This is a genomic window from Arthrobacter sp. (assembly GCF_030540645.1).
Classification (GTDB): domain Bacteria; phylum Actinomycetota; class Actinomycetes; order Actinomycetales; family Micrococcaceae; genus Specibacter.
Map to the genome: position 1 here is coordinate 55,760 of NZ_JAUNVV010000006.1, position 16,193 is coordinate 71,952.

Below are 16,193 nucleotides of genomic sequence, written 5' to 3' on the forward strand. Positions count from 1 at the left end.
CTTTACGGACCAACAACCCGTCTCAGGGATGGTGTCAGCGTTTCTGCTTGACGATCTTTTCCTGGTCAACATCTTCAGCGGCAAGCGCGTCGAACTCTTCGTGTCCGGCGCCAACCAAACGGTCATCACCTTCCGCGAAGAAGCCCTGCTTGAAGTCAACAATGTTGGTCTTCAGCGCTTCCACGGTCGAGTCTTCGAGCTTGTTGGTTTCAGCCAGTGTGGTCAGAACCGACGTGCGCATGCGCAAGTGCTCGAGGAACTCGGTCTCAAAGCGGCGAACGTCTTCAACCGGGACGTTGTCCAGGTAGCCGTTGGTGCCCATCCAGATTGAAACAACCTGGTTCTCGACCGGGAACGGAGCGTACTGTCCCTGCTTGAGCAGTTCCATCAAACGTGCACCACGGGTCAGCTGCTGCTTGGAGGCAGCATCCAGGTCCGAGGCAAACATGGCAAAAGCCTGCATGTCGCGGTACTGGGCCAATTCCAGCTTCAAGGTACCGGCAACCTTCTTCATGGACTTGACCTGCGCAGCACCACCAACACGGGAGACCGAGACACCGACATCAACGGCGGGGCGCTGGTTGGCGTTGAAGAGGTCCGACTGCAAGAAGATCTGGCCGTCAGTGATGGAGATGACGTTGGTCGGAATGAACGCCGAGACGTCATTGGCTTTGGTTTCAATGATTGGCAGACCAGTCATTGAACCAGCACCGAGTTCGTCGGAGAGCTTCGCACAACGTTCCAGCAGACGCGAGTGCAAGTAGAACACGTCACCGGGGTATGCCTCGCGGCCCGGCGGGCGTCGCAGCAGCAATGAAACGGCACGGTAGGCTTCAGCCTGCTTGGACAGGTCATCAAACACGATCAAAACGTGCTTGCCACCGTACATCCAGTGCTGGCCGATGGCCGAACCTGCGTAGGGAGCCAGGTACTTGAAGCCGGCCGGGTCAGACGCCGGGGAAGCCACAATGGTGGTGTATTCCAATGCGCCGTGATCTGCCAAAGTCTGGCGGACGGCAGCAATGGTGGATGCCTTCTGGCCGATTGCCACGTACACGCAACGAACCTGCTTGTTGACATCCCCTGAAGCCCAGTTGGCCTTCTGGTTGATGATGGCATCCACGGCCAGGGCGGTCTTGCCCGTTTGGCGGTCACCAATGATCAGCTGACGCTGGCCACGGCCAATCGGGATCATGGCGTCGATGGCCTTCATACCGGTCTGCAGCGGTTCGTGAACCGACTTGCGTTCGGTGACGCCCGGGGCCTGGGTTTCCAGGGCACGGCGGCCTTCGGCTTCGATCTCGCCCAGGTCGTCAATCGGCTGACCCAGCGGGTCAACGACACGGCCAAGGAAGTTGTCGCCCACCGGCACGGAGAGGATCTCCCCTGTGCGGTGAACCTGCTGGCCCTCAGCGATGCCGCCGAAGTCGCCAAGGACAACCACACCGATCTCGCGAGTGTCCAGGTTCTGGGCCAAGCCCAGTGTGCCATCTTCGAAACGAAGAAGCTCGTTGGCCATGACGGAGGGAAGACCCTCCACCTTGGCAATGCCGTCACTCGCCGCCGTGACGCGGCCAACCTCGACGCGCTCCGCGTTGCCCGGTTCATAGGACGCTGCGAACTCATTCAAGGCATTGCGGACGTCGTCGGCATTGATGGTCAAGTCGGCCATCTGCAGTCCCTGCTCTCCTAAGTTGTGGTGCCGTACGCACTAAGTGTGTGCGGCAACCGAAATGTTTGATTCAGTCTGTTGTGGACTGGCGGGCAAAGAAACTCTAGGTGTTTCCCTACACTGCCAACCGGCGGCGAAGATCGGACAGCCGGGTGGCGGCGGTTGCGTCAACAACCTCGTCTCCCACAACTACCTTGATTCCGCCAACTAATGTCGGGTCAATGGTGACATTGATCTTCAATTCGCGACCATAGAGATTGTTCAGGCCGGCCTGCAGGCGGGTGAGTTGCTCTGCGCTCAGTTCACGAGTGACACTGACGTAGGCAATCCAGCGCTGCTGGCGTTTGGCAACCAATTCCACGAAACGTTGCACCAAGGCTGTGGGTTTGAGCCCACGGGGGGCTGCAACGGCTTGGCGGACCAACAGTGCGCCGACTTCACTCGCTCCGGGAACAACCTTCTGCGCCAAAGCGCCCTTGGCTGCTGCCGACGCCTGTGGATCGTCGAATGCGCGCTGGAGATCGTGACTGGATCCAACAACCCGGATAAACGCGAAGAGTTCTTCTTCAAGCTTGTCCAAGTTGGCGGAGCCGCCACCTTGACCTTCAGCAACTGCGATGGCCGATGTTGCTGCCAAAACTTCCAGTGCATCGCCCAGGTCACGTGCCGAGCCCCATCGCCCGGCAACCAACTCCAAGAAAATGGCCTGTGCCTGCGCACCGACCTTTCCCGTCAGAAGTTGGCTCGCCAAGGCTGCCTTGGCCGCACTCTCGCGAGTGGGATCGGTCAGAGCACGGCGCAGGCCGGCGTTGCTGTCCAGAAGCTCCAAGATGGAAAAGAGGTCCCGGGCCAATGCGGTCGTCGCTGTTGCGAGCTTGGGTTCCAACGACACCAATGCCGCTTCCAATGACTTGCTCGATACACCTGCCATTACTTCGTTACACCCGCGTTCGCCTGGTTTTCCAGATCTGCCAGGAAGCGGTCAACGACGCGGTTGGAACGTGCATCGTTGTCGAGGGCTTCGCCCACGATTTTGCTTGCCAGCGATGTCGCCAAAGTGCCAACCTCGTTGCGGAGGGAGTTCACTGCGGCTACGCGCTCGGCTTCGATCTGAACCTGGGCCTGTGCGGTGATGCGCGCAGATTCCTCTGCAGCCTTCGCCTTCAGGTCGGCCAGGATGTTTGCGCCTTCTGAACGGGCGGCCTCGCGGATGCCATTGGCTTCCGTGCGGGCGTCCATCAGTTGCGCCTTGTACTGCTCCAAGAGGGCATTAGCTTCGGCCTGAGCCTCTTCTGCCTTCTCGATCCCACCCTCGATGGCTTCCACACGATCCGTGTATGACTTCTCAAAGGTTGGTGCGACGAATTTCTTCACCACAAAGAGCAGGACAGCGAAAGCGACAGCCGTGACTAGAATTTCCCACCAGTTGGGAATCAGCGGGTTCGCACCCTCACTAGCAGCGAGGATTACTTCTGCGGTAATCATTTCTCACTTATCCTTAATCTGATATTTGTCCGTGAACATTTCAGCCCCGCAGGGCGGAGCCAAGAAAGTCCTTGGACTAGACGCCAACGACGAAGGCGAAGACCAGGGCCAGGATGGCCAGTGCTTCTGCAAGGGCGAAGCCAAGCAGGGCGATGGGCTGCAGGATGCGCTGGGCTTCCGGCTGACGTGCCACACCGTTGATGTATGCAGCAAAGATCATGCCCACGCCAATTGCCGAGCCGATTGTTGCCAGGCCGTAGCCAATCATATTAAGGGAGCCGTGCATTATTTCGTTCCTTTCAAGATACCGGCGTTGTGCCGGCAGGTTGTGAGGTGGTTCTTTTGTGGAGAAAACTTATGGGTGTTGCGGGGAACTGCCGTTTAGTGCGCGTCGGCTTCCAGGCTGCCCTGGATGTAGATCGCGGTCAGCAGCGTGAACACGAATGCCTGCAGGACCATGATCAACAGTTCCAAGCCGTACATGGCCACGGAACCGGCGATCACTGCAACGCCGGTGGCGTTGAGCAAAATGCTGTCCTGTTCCGTGATCAGGTACGCGGCACCACTGCCTGCCAGTGCCACGATCATGTGGCCGGCCAGCATTGTTGCCATCAGACGCAAGGAGTGCGTCAGCGGGCGAACAATGAAGTTGGAGATGATTTCCAAGGGCACAAGCAGCGGAAGGATCCAGCCGGGCACGCCCGTTGGAACTACTGCCAGCTTGAAGTAGCGGATGCCGTACTTCTTCACGCCGACTGAAATCCACGTGAAGTAGATGATCAAGGCAATGGCGTATGCACTGCCTGCGTGGGAGAAGGAGGGAAGCTGCAGGAACGGAATAGCACCAAAGAGGTTGTTCAACAGCACAAACAGGAATACCGAGAACAGCAGCGGCACCCATGGGCGGAAATTCTTCTCACCCATGATGTCGCGGCCAACGGTGTTGCGGGCGAAGGCGTAGAAGCCTTCCGCAAAGAACTGGACCCGGCCTGGAACCAGTTTCGGATTTCGGATAGCGGCCTTGAAGAACCAGACGATCAAAATCACCGACAAGATGATCATGACCATCTGCTTGCCAAACCCAGTGCCGTAGTCGGCCATCCAGGGGAAGATGTCTGGGAGGTGGGTGTCGCTAATCGTCGGTGGAACGAAGCCACCGTCATTCGAGGCCATCGGAAGCGCAAACGCGGTCAACGCGCTGTCCTCTCTGCAGTTTCGGTCATAGGGCAAGTGTGGCGGCCCATCAAGAGATGGTCAGCACCGTGAGAAAGTCTGATGGTGGAGATCATTGCTGCGCCGCATCATCAGGGCGACTGTGCCGTTGATGGTGCCGGGCCAGAAAATACCCGCAAACCGCCCCAACGGGCAGGGAAGCAAACAGAATCCAACCAGTATGCAACAAATTATCCAGTCCCCACCCTATCAAACCCCAGAGCAGGATTCCGCCAATAATGTATGTGTAGTCCAGCTTTCCAGCATTGGCCTTGGGCGGCACCACAACATGATCGGGCTGGTTGGCATCAGGCGACTTGTTCGTCATGGGGAAGTATCCTTCGGCTTCTGAGAGTCACTGGGTTCGGCGGGATCGTCAAACAGCAGGAAACGCTGTTTGCTGAAAATGACCACTTCGGTGCCCTGCCATACAAGGACACAAACTACCGCACCAGCCAGAAACCACGGCTTGTTAAGCCACGGCGGTGTGCCAAGCGCGAAAAGCACGGCGGCAAAGCCCACCACTTTCACAAAATAGGTCATGAAAAAGATGGAGATGACTGCACGTGGCTTTCGCTTGCTGAAAATATGTCCAACCAGCAAGCTCAGCCCGAAGAATGCCATGACGAGCAGGGAACCAAATAACACGCTGAGCACACCGTCGGCATTCGTGAAAATGAATGCCAACACCGCCAAGATGACAACGGCAATGCCGTCAACCAGAAGACACTTTTTAAGGATGTTCCAGCTGGGACTGGCCGAGGGACCCGCGGCGGCCACATGGCCGAGCGCAGCACCGGGGTGGGTGCCTTTGTCCTTCATGGGAACTCCGTCATCTTAGGAGGCCAGCCTCATGCTGAGGCCGACGGAGGTGAACGTCACCACAGGGAATTCTACACGAGATAGAAGTTCATTTTTACGCTCAGCCAAGATGCATGTCATCAGCTCTGCTGTTCCCGCGCAGTTCCACCAGTGGACTCGCTCGCGCCTGTCATCCGGCCCCATTTGCGCAGAAAGCCTTGAAATAGCGTTGGAGTGCGTAAATAGACCAGCACCACGGCGAACCCCATGGCCGTGGCCAGTATCTGGATGACCTCCCCGCCTTGGACGGCAACGATGCCCAGCAGGCTCACCACAAGGGTTGCCACACAGACCACGGCCGTGGCTTGCACATGGCTCAGACCCACGATCACCAGGCGCTGGTACACGTGTTGGCGGTGAGCAACATACCAACGCTCACCAGCCAGGAGCCTGCGTAAAAACGTCACAAACGTATCTGTGAGGTAAATCAGCACGGGTGAGAAGATGTACTCCACCGGCACTCCGACCAAGAACGCGGACATGGCCGTGACCGAGATTGAAGCTCCCAACAGATAACTGCCCACATCCCCCAGGAACACACGGTTGCGGCTCAGGTTCCACGGCAGGAAACCGGCAAAGGCCAGCGCAATGGCAATTCCCGCGTACACCAGCCACGCATGCCCGGTGATCAGCCCGGCATAGGCGTAGAAGCCGCCGACCAGCAGTCCGTGCGTGCCCGATATGCCATTGATGCCGTCCATGAAGTTGGCAACATTGACGTAAGCTGCCACAGCCAGCGCTCCTACGGGAATCAGCCACAACTGCTGCTGGCCCGGGTCAATAATGGCCACGGAAGCCGTTGCCAGCGCGCCGATCAGGAGCTGCACACCTGCCCGCACCTTCACCGACAGTCCGCGAATGTCCTCCAGCCAGCCAATCGTGGAAGCGGCAAGCACGACGGCGAGTATCACCACCAGCGTCAGGGCCCCGCGCAGTGCCGTTCCCGACTGGGGCAAAAAGATGGCTACCGCGACGGCAGCGCTGAGGGCAACCGCCGTCGTAATTCCCATGCCGCGGATGGTGGGGACGGTGTGGGAAGACCGTGTGTTGGGGACATCCAGAACCCCGGCACGGGCCAGCAACGGACGCACCACCAGGGGCAGTGTCAGAGCCAGGACAAGCGCAACGGCGCCTACAGTGAGTTGTGCCCAGAGTTCCATCAGGCGCCTGCCGCGACGTCGCCGTCGGATTCATCGATGGAAGGGGCATTGGGCCCGGCCTCATCGCGGCATCGCTGCAGCCACAGGTCCAGGTTCAGCTCTGCCGGGCTCAATGGCCGGGCGTGAGTGTGGGAAATTTTGGCGTGGCCGTCGGCCGCTTGGATTTCGTCGTCACCGGTCAGCTGTTCGTGCAGCTTCTCGGACGGGCGCAGGCCAGTGATCTTAATCTCAATGTCCTTACCGGACATGGCGATCATGCGCTCGGCAACGTCCATGATGCGCACAGGCTCACCCATGTCCAGGATCAGGACGTCGCCGCCGTGGCCAATGGCCCCGGCCTGGATGACGAGTTGGCAGGCTTCGGGAATGGTCATGAAGAAACGCGTCACGTCGGGGTGGGTCACAGTGACCGGTCCACCGTGGTTGATCTGGTCCGTGAACAGCGGGAGCATGGAGCCGCGGCTGCCAATGACATTGCCAAAGCGGACTGAGACGTAGCGCCTGCCCGTCTCCCCCGCCATCCATGACGTCAGCTTTTCAGCCGCCCGCTTGGAGTGGCCCAGTGCAGTGGTGGGACTGGCCGCCTTGTCTGTGGAGACGTTGACAAAGGTCTCCACAGCAACGCTGCGTGCAGCCTGCAGCACATTCAGGGAGCCGATGACGTTCGTCTTCCACCCCTCCTGCGGGTACATCTGCAGCAACGGCGCGTGTTTGAGGGCGGCGGCGTGGAAGACGACTTCCGGGCGGTGCGTGGCGAAGACCTGGTGCAGCGCCTGCGCATCCCTGATGTCCGCCAACACAATGTTCGCGTCATCGAGCAGGCCGTGGCCCACGATCGAAAGTTGTGTGTGCTGAAGCCCGGATTCATCACGGTCGAGCATGATGAGTTCAGCAGGGTCGAAGCCGTGCAACTGGCGGCACAGCTCGGATCCGATCGATCCGCCGGCACCTGTCACGAGCACCCGCTTGCCCCGCACATAGCCCGCTATTTCCTCCACCTGGGTCTCCACAGGTGTGCGGCCGATGAGGTCCGCGACGTCAATTTCACGGAAGTCGGTCAAGCCGCCCGTGATGCCCCGGTTTTTGTCCGGACTGAGCATTTCCTGCAGCGGTGGCAGCACCAGCACCTTCACGCCCAGGCCGGAAACGCTGTCTGAAATCTCGCGGATCCGCTTGGCGCTGAGGTGGGAAATGGCCAGGACCAGCACGGTGGACTTGGTTCGCTTGATGATGTCAGCGAGTTCGTCCCCGCCACCCAGCACGCCCACGGAGCTGAGCCGGAGGTGCTTCTTGGAGTAGTCGTCGTCGATCAAGCCCATGGGAACATACGGGGACTCCGGGTCCTGAACCATGCGGGTCACCAGGGAATTGCCCAGGAAACCGGCACCGTAGATCAACGTTTTTTGGGCTTCTTCACCAAATATCGGCTTGCCCTCAACGTAGAGCCGCTTGGCGTATCGCATGGCCGCCATGGTCAGTGCGGCAAAGGGAAACGCGATAACCGCAACGGAGCGGGCAATATGGAGCTCATTGATGAAAATGGACAGGAAAATACTCGTCACCACGCCCACCACCAGCGTCACGGCAATCAGGACGCGTGCTTCGTGGATGCTGCCGAACGTGTAGCGCCCCCGGTACAAGGCCATGTACCAGCCAGCAATCAGCTGCGTGGCAATCGCCACAACCAGCAGCACCGCCAATCCAGCAAAGTTGATGAGGTGCACATCAAGCTCGTAACGCAGCAGCACCGCCAGGGACAGTGCCACCACCCACGACAGTGAATCAAGAATCGCTTGTGACCAAAGCCACAGCCGAGGTTTGCGCTCACTGTCCCCGGGAGTGTTTGAGGGTTTTCGCTCTGGCTGCGTGCTATTGGTCTTCAACGTAATTCGTATTTCCGTATTCTGCCAAGTGATGGCCCGCTAAGGCTCCGGTGTCCACGGCACAACAATCCGCTGTGGGGTGGCTGTACTAAAGTGGGGGCTACACATGAATAGTAATCCTTATTATCGGGATTACCCGCTGTTTAGCCGTGCCGGATGCCAGAATACTGCTGGTAATACCGTGGGCAGCTCCCGAGAGGACCCTCCTTGACTGATACCGTAGCCGTCGCTGCCGTCACCTTTGACCGCCCCGAGGACGTACGCACTTTGCTGGGGGCTCTGTCGCAGCAAACCCACACCCCGCACGCCATTGCCCTGGTGGATTCCGGGCAGGAGTCCGTGGCAGCCATTGCCGCTGAAGCCCCGGTGGACGTGACCTACGTGCGCTCATTGGCCAACTTGGGCGGTGCCGGCGGCTTCTCGTTGGCCATCTTGAACGCCATCGCTTCCGGTGCGCAGTGGGTGTGGATCATGGACGACGACGCCCATCCCGAAGATCCCGAGTGCCTGGCCACGCTGTTGGAGGCCGCCAAGGAACGCCAGCTCGACGTAGTGGTGCCGTTGATTGTGGCCCCCGGTTCTCCCGAAAAGCTGTCCTTCCCGTTCCGCATTGACGGCCACCTCACGCATGAGCGCAGTGTGGTGGAGCCGCTGGGTTTCATTGACAATGTGGGCCAGTTCTTCAACGGTGCACTGATCCGCAGCGATGTCTTCTTCAAGGTAGGCCTGCCAGACCTGCGCCTTTTCATCCGCGGCGACGAAACAGACTTCATGCTTCGCCTGCGTGAGGCCAAGGTGAAGTTTGGCACCGTGACCTCTGTGGCCCTGACCCACCCGGCCGGTTGGGCCGAAGTGCAGGAAGTGCTCGGCGACCGTCTGCACGTCCTAGTGCCGGAGACGCCCTTCAAGCGCTTTTACTATTACCGCAACCGCGGCTACCTCACGCGCAAACATCGCCGCGTGCGCTCCCTGGTGGCAGACGCCGTCGGCTATCCGCTGTACTTCCTGAAGAAGGGAGACGTCAAGGGCCTGGCCAAGTGGGCCGGCACCTACGGGGCGGGCCTGCGCGGGGCAAAGTTTGGGCCCGTGAAGGAGCAGAAGTTTTGAGTCTGCAGCGGCGCGGGCGGTTCTTCATCGTCATCACCACTTACAACCGGGCCGATTACCTGCGCGGACTCATGGAGTCCGTCGCCGCGTTGAACCCTGCCCCCGACGGCGTCATTGTGGTCAACAATGCCAGCACCGACTCGACCCCAGCGGTGATTGGCTGCGCCCGGGAGCAGCTGGCAGCCCTCCCCGCTCCTGTTCCTGTCATTGAGCACGAGCTGGCGCAGAATTCCGGTGGTGCGGGAGGCTTCTGCGCCGGCGTTGAGCGCGCCTTGGCGGAAGGCGCCCAATGGATGTGGCTGATGGACGACGACGTCACGGCTGTTCCCGGGGCAATCGGCGCCTTGGGCCCATGGATGGACAAATACGACGCACTCGTTGGCCGACGTTATGACGCAGCAGGCCAGCCATTTTACTGGCAAAACAAGTTCAGCACGTTTCTTGGCTTCCCCATGCCCGTGCGCGGGGATGTGTTTGCCCATTCCAATGAATTCGCCACGAATGTGGGCTGTTTTGAAGGCATGCTGCTGCACGAAGACGCCGTCCGTGCAGTTGGATTGCCGGATCCGCGTTTCTTCCTGAACTGGGACGACACCACGTATGGCTGGCTCGTTTCCCTGCAACGGCCTGTTCGCTACGTGAATGAGTTTGTGTTGCGTAAGGCCCGGTCCCAGCGCAGCGTTGACTTGGGCATCCGGCACCTCAACGACTCCTCGGATCTCAGCCGCTACTATGTCATGCGCAACCGTGGCCTGCTGGCCCACTACCTGCGCATCCACGGCAAGTTCAACGCTGCGGGTTTTGCCTTGGGCACGGCGCTGACTGCAGCCAAGGAACTTCTGCGGCTGGCGGGTGTGGAACGAACGTTGCGCGGCACCGGCCGGCTCCTGGCCGGATGGCGTGAGTCCCGTCGGATCATGGCAGCCACCGACTTTGAGCCCATGCCCCCACTGGGCCGCGGACCGAGCAGGCAGGAATCCACTGATGGGAACTGACGACCGGGCACGCGGGTTATGGGTTGTGCTGGGCGCCTCCGGATTTGTGGGCAGCGCAGTGGTGGCCGAGCTCAGGGGCCGCGGCATTGAGGTTCTGCCTCTGGCGGCGCCGCGGTTGCGCAGCGAGGCCTCGAACGCAAACGCGCTGCTGGAAGAATCCAGGGCTGGATCCTCAGCCCTGGGAGGCGGCAGTCTCGTGGAGGCCTTCGCGGCTGCCGACGTCGTTGTCAACGCCGCAGGCCTGGCCACTCCAGGTGGGGGCGAATCCGCGCAAATGACCGGTGCCAACGCACTGTTGCCGGCTGTGGTGGCCTGGGCAGCCCACACCGCCGGGGTTCGGCGCGTCGTACACCTCAGCAGTGCCTCAGTGCAGGGACACCGCCGGGTCATTGATGAAAGCTCCGACCGGGCACCATTTTCGCCCTACTCCCGATCCAAGGCCCTGGGTGAGGAAGTCCTTGAACTTTTGGCCGCTGATTCCTTGTGGGCTGATTCCAATCCACCCAGCCTGGTGACGATCCGGGCCACCTCCGTGCAAGGACCCAGCCGCCCCACCACGTTGGCTCTGGCCAAGATTTCGCGTTCCCCACTGGCTTCGGTGGCCTCGCCAGGAACTGCGGCCACACCCGTGAGTTCCATTGCGGCCCTCGCTTGGTTTGTCGCGGAGGCCGGGCTGCATGCGTCAGAAGTGCCGTCATGTGTGATTCAACCGTGGGAAGGCCTGTCCGTCTCCGACGTGCTGGCTGCTGCGGGCGGTCGCAGGCCACTTCGGCTTCCTGCATGGTTGTGCCGCACCACCTTGAAAGTGGGATACCTGATCTCGAGGCTGCTTGGTGAGCGTTTGCATGGGCCCATACGCAGAGTTGAACTAATGTGGTTTGGGCAATCGCAGTCCCCCGGTTGGGCTGAAGCCGAGGGGCTGACACCCACTCCGGGTGTGCATGCCGTCCTTGAACAGGCCCGTACTAACAGCCAGACACCCAGCAGCTAGTGGCAGGGTCGCTGTCTGAACTCACGCCAGCGGACGAGCCAGAAAACTACTCTGTGGCGTCATGCTTGACCAGGTCAAGCGCGGCAGGAGCCTGTTCTGCTGGTTCGTCCGCTACTGGTTCTCCCACCGGCTCTTCCTTGACCAGGCCGGGCGGGGACCACATTTCGGGTTCCACATCCGCACCCAGGGCGCTCGGTACGATCCGCTGAATGTCGGCCAGCGAGATGGCGCCTTCACGCACCACGCGAAGACGCAGCCCTGTGGCGTCGACAATGGTGGAGGGTTCCGGCTCGGTGCCCTCCAAGGGCCGGAAGCCGCCTTCCAGATACACTTCAACGGATTCGGCCAGTTGTTCCCGGGCACCTGAAGCGGTTTGTGCTGCCGGCTGACCGGTGCGGTTGGCACTGGAAACTGCCAATGGTCCGGTCAGCGTCAACAGATCGAGAGCCAGCTGGTCGTCGGGAACACGCAGTCCGACGGTCCCCTGCGTCTCACCGAGGTCCCAGGTCAGGGACGGCTGGGAATGGAAGATGAGGGTCAGCGGGCCGGGCCAGTACTTTTCCGCAAGCTTGCGGGCGTCATCTGGAATGTCCGTGGCCAGCCCTTCCATGGTACCGATGCGCGGGATCAGCACGGGGGGCGGCATGTTCCGGCCGCGACCCTTGGCTGCCAGCAATGTGGCAACTGCCCGCGGTGAGAACGCATCGGCCGCAATACCGTAGACAGTGTCTGTTGGCATGACGATAAGCTGCTTGGCGTCAATGGCCTTTTTAGCCTCGGCCAGGCCCTCGACGCGCTGGGCTTCATTGGTGCAGTTATAAGAAGTGGTACTCACGAGTTCATTCTTTCATCACTACGCCCATGGTGTTGAACGCGTTTGGCTTGGCTTGGAAATATAGGTGCAACTTTTCTAGCACCTGATGCCACTGGTGGCCCGTTCCCGTCCGGTTAGGTCACGGTGAGTGCAGATCATCTCCCAATGTCCGGTGCCTTGCAGGAGATCTGCCATTTGTGCTGCCTGCACTTCGGCGTGTTCCATGACAAAGAATCCACCCGGACGCAGCAGCCTGGCCGCCGTGGCAGTGGCCGCCTTCGGCACTTCCATGCCGTCCGCTCCCCCGCCGTACAGGGCCATATGCGGATCATGCAGCGCCACTTCCACGTCACGTGGAATGGCGCCCGATGGAATGTATGGCGGGTTTGAGACCACTACGTCGACAGTGCCATCCAACTCGGAAAAGGCATCACGCATGTCTCCGTGGATAAGAACCACACCGGTGCCGGCAAGGTTCTTGGTAGCCCACGGGTAGGCGTCCTCGCTGAGTTCCACCGCATAGACCTGGCAGTTCGGAACTTCCGTGGCCATGGCTGCCGCGATGGCTCCGGAGCCTGTCCCAAGATCGACGGCCACTAACGTCGCCCCGTCCCCCCGTTTTTGGTGCAACCGTGTCAAAACGTCAATTCCCAGCTGTACCACGGTCTCCGTTTCCGGCCTGGGTACAAAAACGCCCTTGCCAACAGCCAGCTCAAGGTGCCGGAAATAAGCCACACCAGTGATGTGCTGCAACGGTTCACGAGAGGCCCGCCGTGCCACCACGTCCGCATAACCGTTTGGTGCTACAGCTGTACCAAATAACATGGCAGCCAGTTCCCCGCGACTTACCCCCAGCAGGTGAGCGGCCAAAAGCTGTGCATCCACAGCTGGTGTTGGAACACCAGCAGCAGTGAGTGCCGCTGTGGCATCCCGCACCGCATCAGCCAACGGCACGTCAGTCACCCAGCGCATCCAGACGTGCCTGCTCATCCATTTCAATGGCAGATTGCACTACGGGCTCAAGGTCACCGTTCATCACAGCATCAAGGTTGTATGCCTTGTAACCGGTGCGATGGTCGGCAATCCTGTTTTCCGGGTAGTTATAGGTGCGGATTCGTTCGGAACGATCCATGGTTCGGATCTGTGACTTGCGCACGGCAGAGTTCTCCGCGTCCACAATGGCCTGCTGGTGGGCAAGGATGCGGGCACGCAACACGCGCATACCTGCTTCACGGTTCTGCAACTGCGACTTTTCGTTCTGCATGGCCACCACGATGCCCGTGGGAAGGTGGGTGATTCGGACAGCGGAGTCCGTGGTATTCACAGACTGTCCACCCGGACCGGAGGAACGGTAAACGTCGATCTTGAGGTCGTTCTGGCTGATCTCGACTTCTTCCGGCTCATCCACTTCAGGCAGGACCAGTACTCCGGCAGCCGAAGTGTGGATGCGTCCCTGGGACTCCGTCGCCGGCACGCGTTGCACACGGTGCACGCCGCCTTCAAACTTCAGCCGCGCAAACACGCCTTCGGCCGGATCGTTGGAGCGGCCCTTCACGGCAATGGAAATATCCTTGTAGCCGCCCAAATCCGATTCCGTGGCGGAGATGACTTCAGTTTTCCAACCACGCGAGTCGGCATAGCGGGTGTACATGCGCACCAAGTCTGCAGCAAAGAGCGCAGCCTCGTCACCGCCTTCACCGGCCTTGACCTCAAGGATCACGTCACGGGCATCATCGGGATCGCGCGGGATCAGCAAACGGCGCAACTTTTCCTGTGCCGCGGCCAACTGCTCTTCCAGTACCGGCACCTCGGCAGCAAAATCAGCGTCTTCAGTCGCCATTTCACGGGCTGCTTCAAGGTCGTCACCGAGCGACTCCACCTGATGGTAGCCCTCCACCACGTTGCTCAATTCCGCATAGCGGCGACCAAGCTTGCGAGCCAACCCCTGGTCGGCATGCACCTCCGGCTCACTGAGGCGCATCTGCAATTCTGCGTGCTCATCAAGGAGCCCGTGGATGGATTCAAACATTTCAAAACCTCTCTCGACGTATGTCAAGTCTAATTACTTCTGCTGGGCTGGCGGCACTGGGGTTAACGCACGAATCCGCCAAGTAGTGAGGGGGCCGGGAGCGGCTTCGGGCGTCCGCGAAGCGGGCGGGCCCCCTCACTACGAAGGCGGATTAGTGTGAACAGCTATTTGTCGTGCTCGGCCTTGGAACCCAGCGTGGTCTTCTGGATTTGCATGAGGAACTCGACGTTGGAGCCTGTCTCCCGGAGCTTGGAGGTGAGCAGCTCAAGGGACTGCTGCATTTCCAGACCGGAGAGGACGCGACGCAGGCGCCACATGATCTTGACCTCGTCGGGTGAAAGCAGGTTTTCCTCACGCCGGGTGCCGGAGCCATTGACGTCGACAGCCGGGAAGATGCGCTTGTCCGCCAGCTGGCGGGACAGGCGCAGCTCCATGTTGCCGGTGCCCTTGAACTCCTCAAAGATGACCTCATCAGCCTTGGAACCGGTTTCCACCAATGCCGTGGCCAAAATGGTCAGTGAGCCACCGTTTTCGATGTTGCGTGCAGCACCGAAGAAACGCTTGGGCGGGTAGAGGGCTGCCGAATCGACACCACCGGAGAGAATGCGTCCGGACGACGGTGCGGAGTTGTTGTAGGCACGGCCCAACCGGGTCATGGAGTCCAACAGCACAACAACGTCCATGCCCATTTCCACCAGGCGCTTGGCGCGTTCAATGGACAGTTCAGCAACCTGGGTGTGGTCATCTGCGGGGCGGTCGAAGGTTGAGGCAATAACCTCACCCTTGACGGTGCGCTGCATGTCGGTGACTTCTTCCGGGCGTTCGTCAACAAGGACCATCATGAGGTGAACCTCAGGATTGTTGATCGTGATGGCGTTGGCAATCGCCTGCAGAATCAACGTCTTGCCAGCCTTGGGCGGGGACACAATCAAACCGCGCTGGCCCTTGCCGATCGGCGCCACCAAGTCAATGACACGGGTGCCAATAACCTTGGGGTCGGTTTCCAAACGCAGGCGCTCCGAGGGGTAGAGCGGCACCAATTTGGCGAACTCAATACGGTTTTTGAGGTCATCCGGGTTCTTGCCGTTGACGCTCGTGACGCGAACAAGGGCGTTGAACTTCTGGCGTGCACTCTGTGCCTGGCTGCGGTCCTCACCTTCGCGCGGTGCACGGATGGCACCTACGACGGCGTCGCCCTTGCGCAGGTTGTACTTCTTCACCTGCGCCAGTGAAACGTAAACATCGTTGGAACCAGGCAGGTAGCCGGAGGTGCGTACAAACGCGTAGTTCTCCAAGATGTCCAGGATGCCGGCCACGGGCAACAGTACGTCGTCCTCGGTCAGCTCCGTGTCATCAAAGTCCGGGCCCTGGCTGCGGCCGCGGCGACGTTCATTGCGGTCCCTGAAACGGTCATTGCGATCGTTGCGGTTGGTATTTGTGCTGCGGTCGTTGCGGTCATTCGACTCGCTACCGCTGCGGTCACGGCGGTTGCGACGGTTGCGGTTGTTGCGCGAACCGTCGTCGTCATTGCGATCGTCATTGCTGCGGTCGCTGCCTGCACGATCGGTGTTTGAACGGTCGTTGTTTGAGCGGTCATTGCTGTTGCGCTCATTGCCACGCTGGTTGCGCTGGTTGTTGCTGCGCTGGTTGCGTTGGTTGTTGCTGTCAGCGTTGTCACCCTGGTTTGCCGCGCCCTGGCCGGATGAAGGCTGCCCGGCTGAAGACTGATCGGACGAGGACTGATCGGAGGAGTGCTGGGAAGCTTCGCCCGACTCTGCCGGGGTAGATTCGTTGTTCGAAGCTCCACCTGTTGCAGCATCCTGCTGGCGTCCGCCGCCTTGGGCACGACGGTTCCGGGTGCGGCTCTGGCGGCGGTTCTCGCCGTCGTTCTCCCCTGCGGAAGCGTTCTCGCTCGACTCGGAGGCAGCTGTTGCATCCTGCGCGACTGCTTGAGTGCCGGACTCCTGCGCAGCAGCGCCCGCAC

General features: G+C 60.3%; 16 protein-coding genes. 3 read left to right on the forward strand and 13 right to left on the reverse strand.

What is annotated here, in order from left to right:
* Nucleotides 1–34: 34 nt before the first annotated feature.
* The 9 genes from atpA to Q4P21_RS02485 all read right to left on the reverse strand — a co-directional run bounded on the left by atpA (nucleotide 35) and on the right by Q4P21_RS02485 (nucleotide 8,159).
* Nucleotides 35–1,672: a F0F1 ATP synthase subunit alpha gene (gene atpA / locus Q4P21_RS02445; protein WP_303387273.1), complete on the reverse strand. Its 1,638-nt coding sequence runs from the start codon at nucleotides 1,670–1,672 to the stop codon at nucleotides 35–37.
* A 115-nt stretch (nucleotides 1,673–1,787) separates the two neighbouring features.
* Entirely contained in the window at nucleotides 1,788–2,603 is an 816-nt protein-coding gene (locus Q4P21_RS02450) for a F0F1 ATP synthase subunit delta (RefSeq protein WP_303387274.1), read from the reverse strand.
* Nucleotides 2,603–3,157 (reverse strand): F0F1 ATP synthase subunit B, encoded by a 555-nt coding sequence (locus Q4P21_RS02455; RefSeq protein ID WP_207344109.1) that lies wholly within the window; start codon nucleotides 3,155–3,157, stop codon nucleotides 2,603–2,605. Before Q4P21_RS02455 ends, Q4P21_RS02450 begins: the two co-directional genes overlap by 1 nt.
* Before the next feature lie 76 nt (nucleotides 3,158–3,233).
* On the reverse strand, nucleotides 3,234–3,443 hold the full coding sequence (locus Q4P21_RS02460; protein WP_207344108.1) for a F0F1 ATP synthase subunit C: 210 nt from the start codon (nucleotides 3,441–3,443) through the stop codon (nucleotides 3,234–3,236).
* 95 nt (nucleotides 3,444–3,538) lie between these two features.
* Nucleotides 3,539–4,351, reverse strand: coding sequence for a F0F1 ATP synthase subunit A (gene atpB, locus Q4P21_RS02465; RefSeq protein WP_247647046.1), 813 nt, complete (start codon nucleotides 4,349–4,351; stop codon nucleotides 3,539–3,541).
* A 91-nt stretch (nucleotides 4,352–4,442) separates the two neighbouring features.
* Entirely contained in the window at nucleotides 4,443–4,697 is a 255-nt protein-coding gene (locus tag Q4P21_RS02470; protein WP_303387275.1) for a hypothetical protein, read from the reverse strand.
* On the reverse strand, nucleotides 4,694–5,191 hold the full coding sequence (locus tag Q4P21_RS02475) for a hypothetical protein (RefSeq protein WP_303387276.1): 498 nt from the start codon (nucleotides 5,189–5,191) through the stop codon (nucleotides 4,694–4,696). The genes Q4P21_RS02470 and Q4P21_RS02475 overlap by 4 nt, the downstream gene beginning before the upstream one ends.
* A gap of 119 nt (nucleotides 5,192–5,310) precedes the next feature.
* Nucleotides 5,311–6,390, reverse strand: coding sequence for a glycosyltransferase family 4 protein (locus Q4P21_RS02480; RefSeq protein ID WP_303387277.1), 1,080 nt, complete (start codon nucleotides 6,388–6,390; stop codon nucleotides 5,311–5,313).
* Nucleotides 6,390–8,159, reverse strand: coding sequence for a nucleoside-diphosphate sugar epimerase/dehydratase (locus Q4P21_RS02485; protein ID WP_303387278.1), 1,770 nt, complete (start codon nucleotides 8,157–8,159; stop codon nucleotides 6,390–6,392). Before Q4P21_RS02485 ends, Q4P21_RS02480 begins: the two co-directional genes overlap by 1 nt.
* 321 nt (nucleotides 8,160–8,480) lie before the next feature.
* On the opposite strand from Q4P21_RS02485, the gene Q4P21_RS02490 reads away from it, so the two are divergent.
* Genes Q4P21_RS02490 through Q4P21_RS02500 form a run of 3 tightly spaced genes read left to right on the forward strand, consistent with a single transcriptional unit; the run spans nucleotide 8,481 to nucleotide 11,366 of the window.
* Nucleotides 8,481–9,380, forward strand: coding sequence for a glycosyltransferase family 2 protein (locus tag Q4P21_RS02490; protein ID WP_303387279.1), 900 nt, complete (start codon nucleotides 8,481–8,483; stop codon nucleotides 9,378–9,380).
* Nucleotides 9,377–10,375: a glycosyltransferase gene (locus Q4P21_RS02495; protein WP_303387280.1), complete on the forward strand. Its 999-nt coding sequence runs from the start codon at nucleotides 9,377–9,379 to the stop codon at nucleotides 10,373–10,375. The genes Q4P21_RS02490 and Q4P21_RS02495 overlap by 4 nt, the downstream gene beginning before the upstream one ends.
* A complete protein-coding gene (locus Q4P21_RS02500) occupies nucleotides 10,365–11,366 on the forward strand; it encodes an NAD(P)-dependent oxidoreductase (protein WP_303387281.1) in 1,002 nt (333 codons plus the stop codon). The genes Q4P21_RS02495 and Q4P21_RS02500 overlap by 11 nt, the downstream gene beginning before the upstream one ends.
* Nucleotides 11,367–11,412: 46 nt before the next feature.
* Here Q4P21_RS02500 and Q4P21_RS02505 read toward each other — a convergent pair whose 3' ends face one another.
* The 4 genes from Q4P21_RS02505 to rho all read right to left on the reverse strand — a co-directional run.
* Nucleotides 11,413–12,201: an L-threonylcarbamoyladenylate synthase gene (locus tag Q4P21_RS02505; RefSeq protein ID WP_303387282.1), complete on the reverse strand. Its 789-nt coding sequence runs from the start codon at nucleotides 12,199–12,201 to the stop codon at nucleotides 11,413–11,415.
* A gap of 75 nt (nucleotides 12,202–12,276) precedes the next feature.
* Nucleotides 12,277–13,170 (reverse strand): peptide chain release factor N(5)-glutamine methyltransferase, encoded by an 894-nt coding sequence (prmC, locus tag Q4P21_RS02510; protein ID WP_303387283.1) that lies wholly within the window; start codon nucleotides 13,168–13,170, stop codon nucleotides 12,277–12,279.
* Nucleotides 13,136–14,209, reverse strand: coding sequence for a peptide chain release factor 1 (prfA, locus tag Q4P21_RS02515; RefSeq protein ID WP_303387284.1), 1,074 nt, complete (start codon nucleotides 14,207–14,209; stop codon nucleotides 13,136–13,138). The genes prmC and prfA overlap by 35 nt, the downstream gene beginning before the upstream one ends.
* A gap of 164 nt (nucleotides 14,210–14,373) precedes the next feature.
* Nucleotides 14,374–16,193, reverse strand: a 1,820-nt coding sequence (gene rho / locus Q4P21_RS02520; protein WP_303387285.1) for a transcription termination factor Rho, incomplete at its 5' end; no start/stop codon positions are given.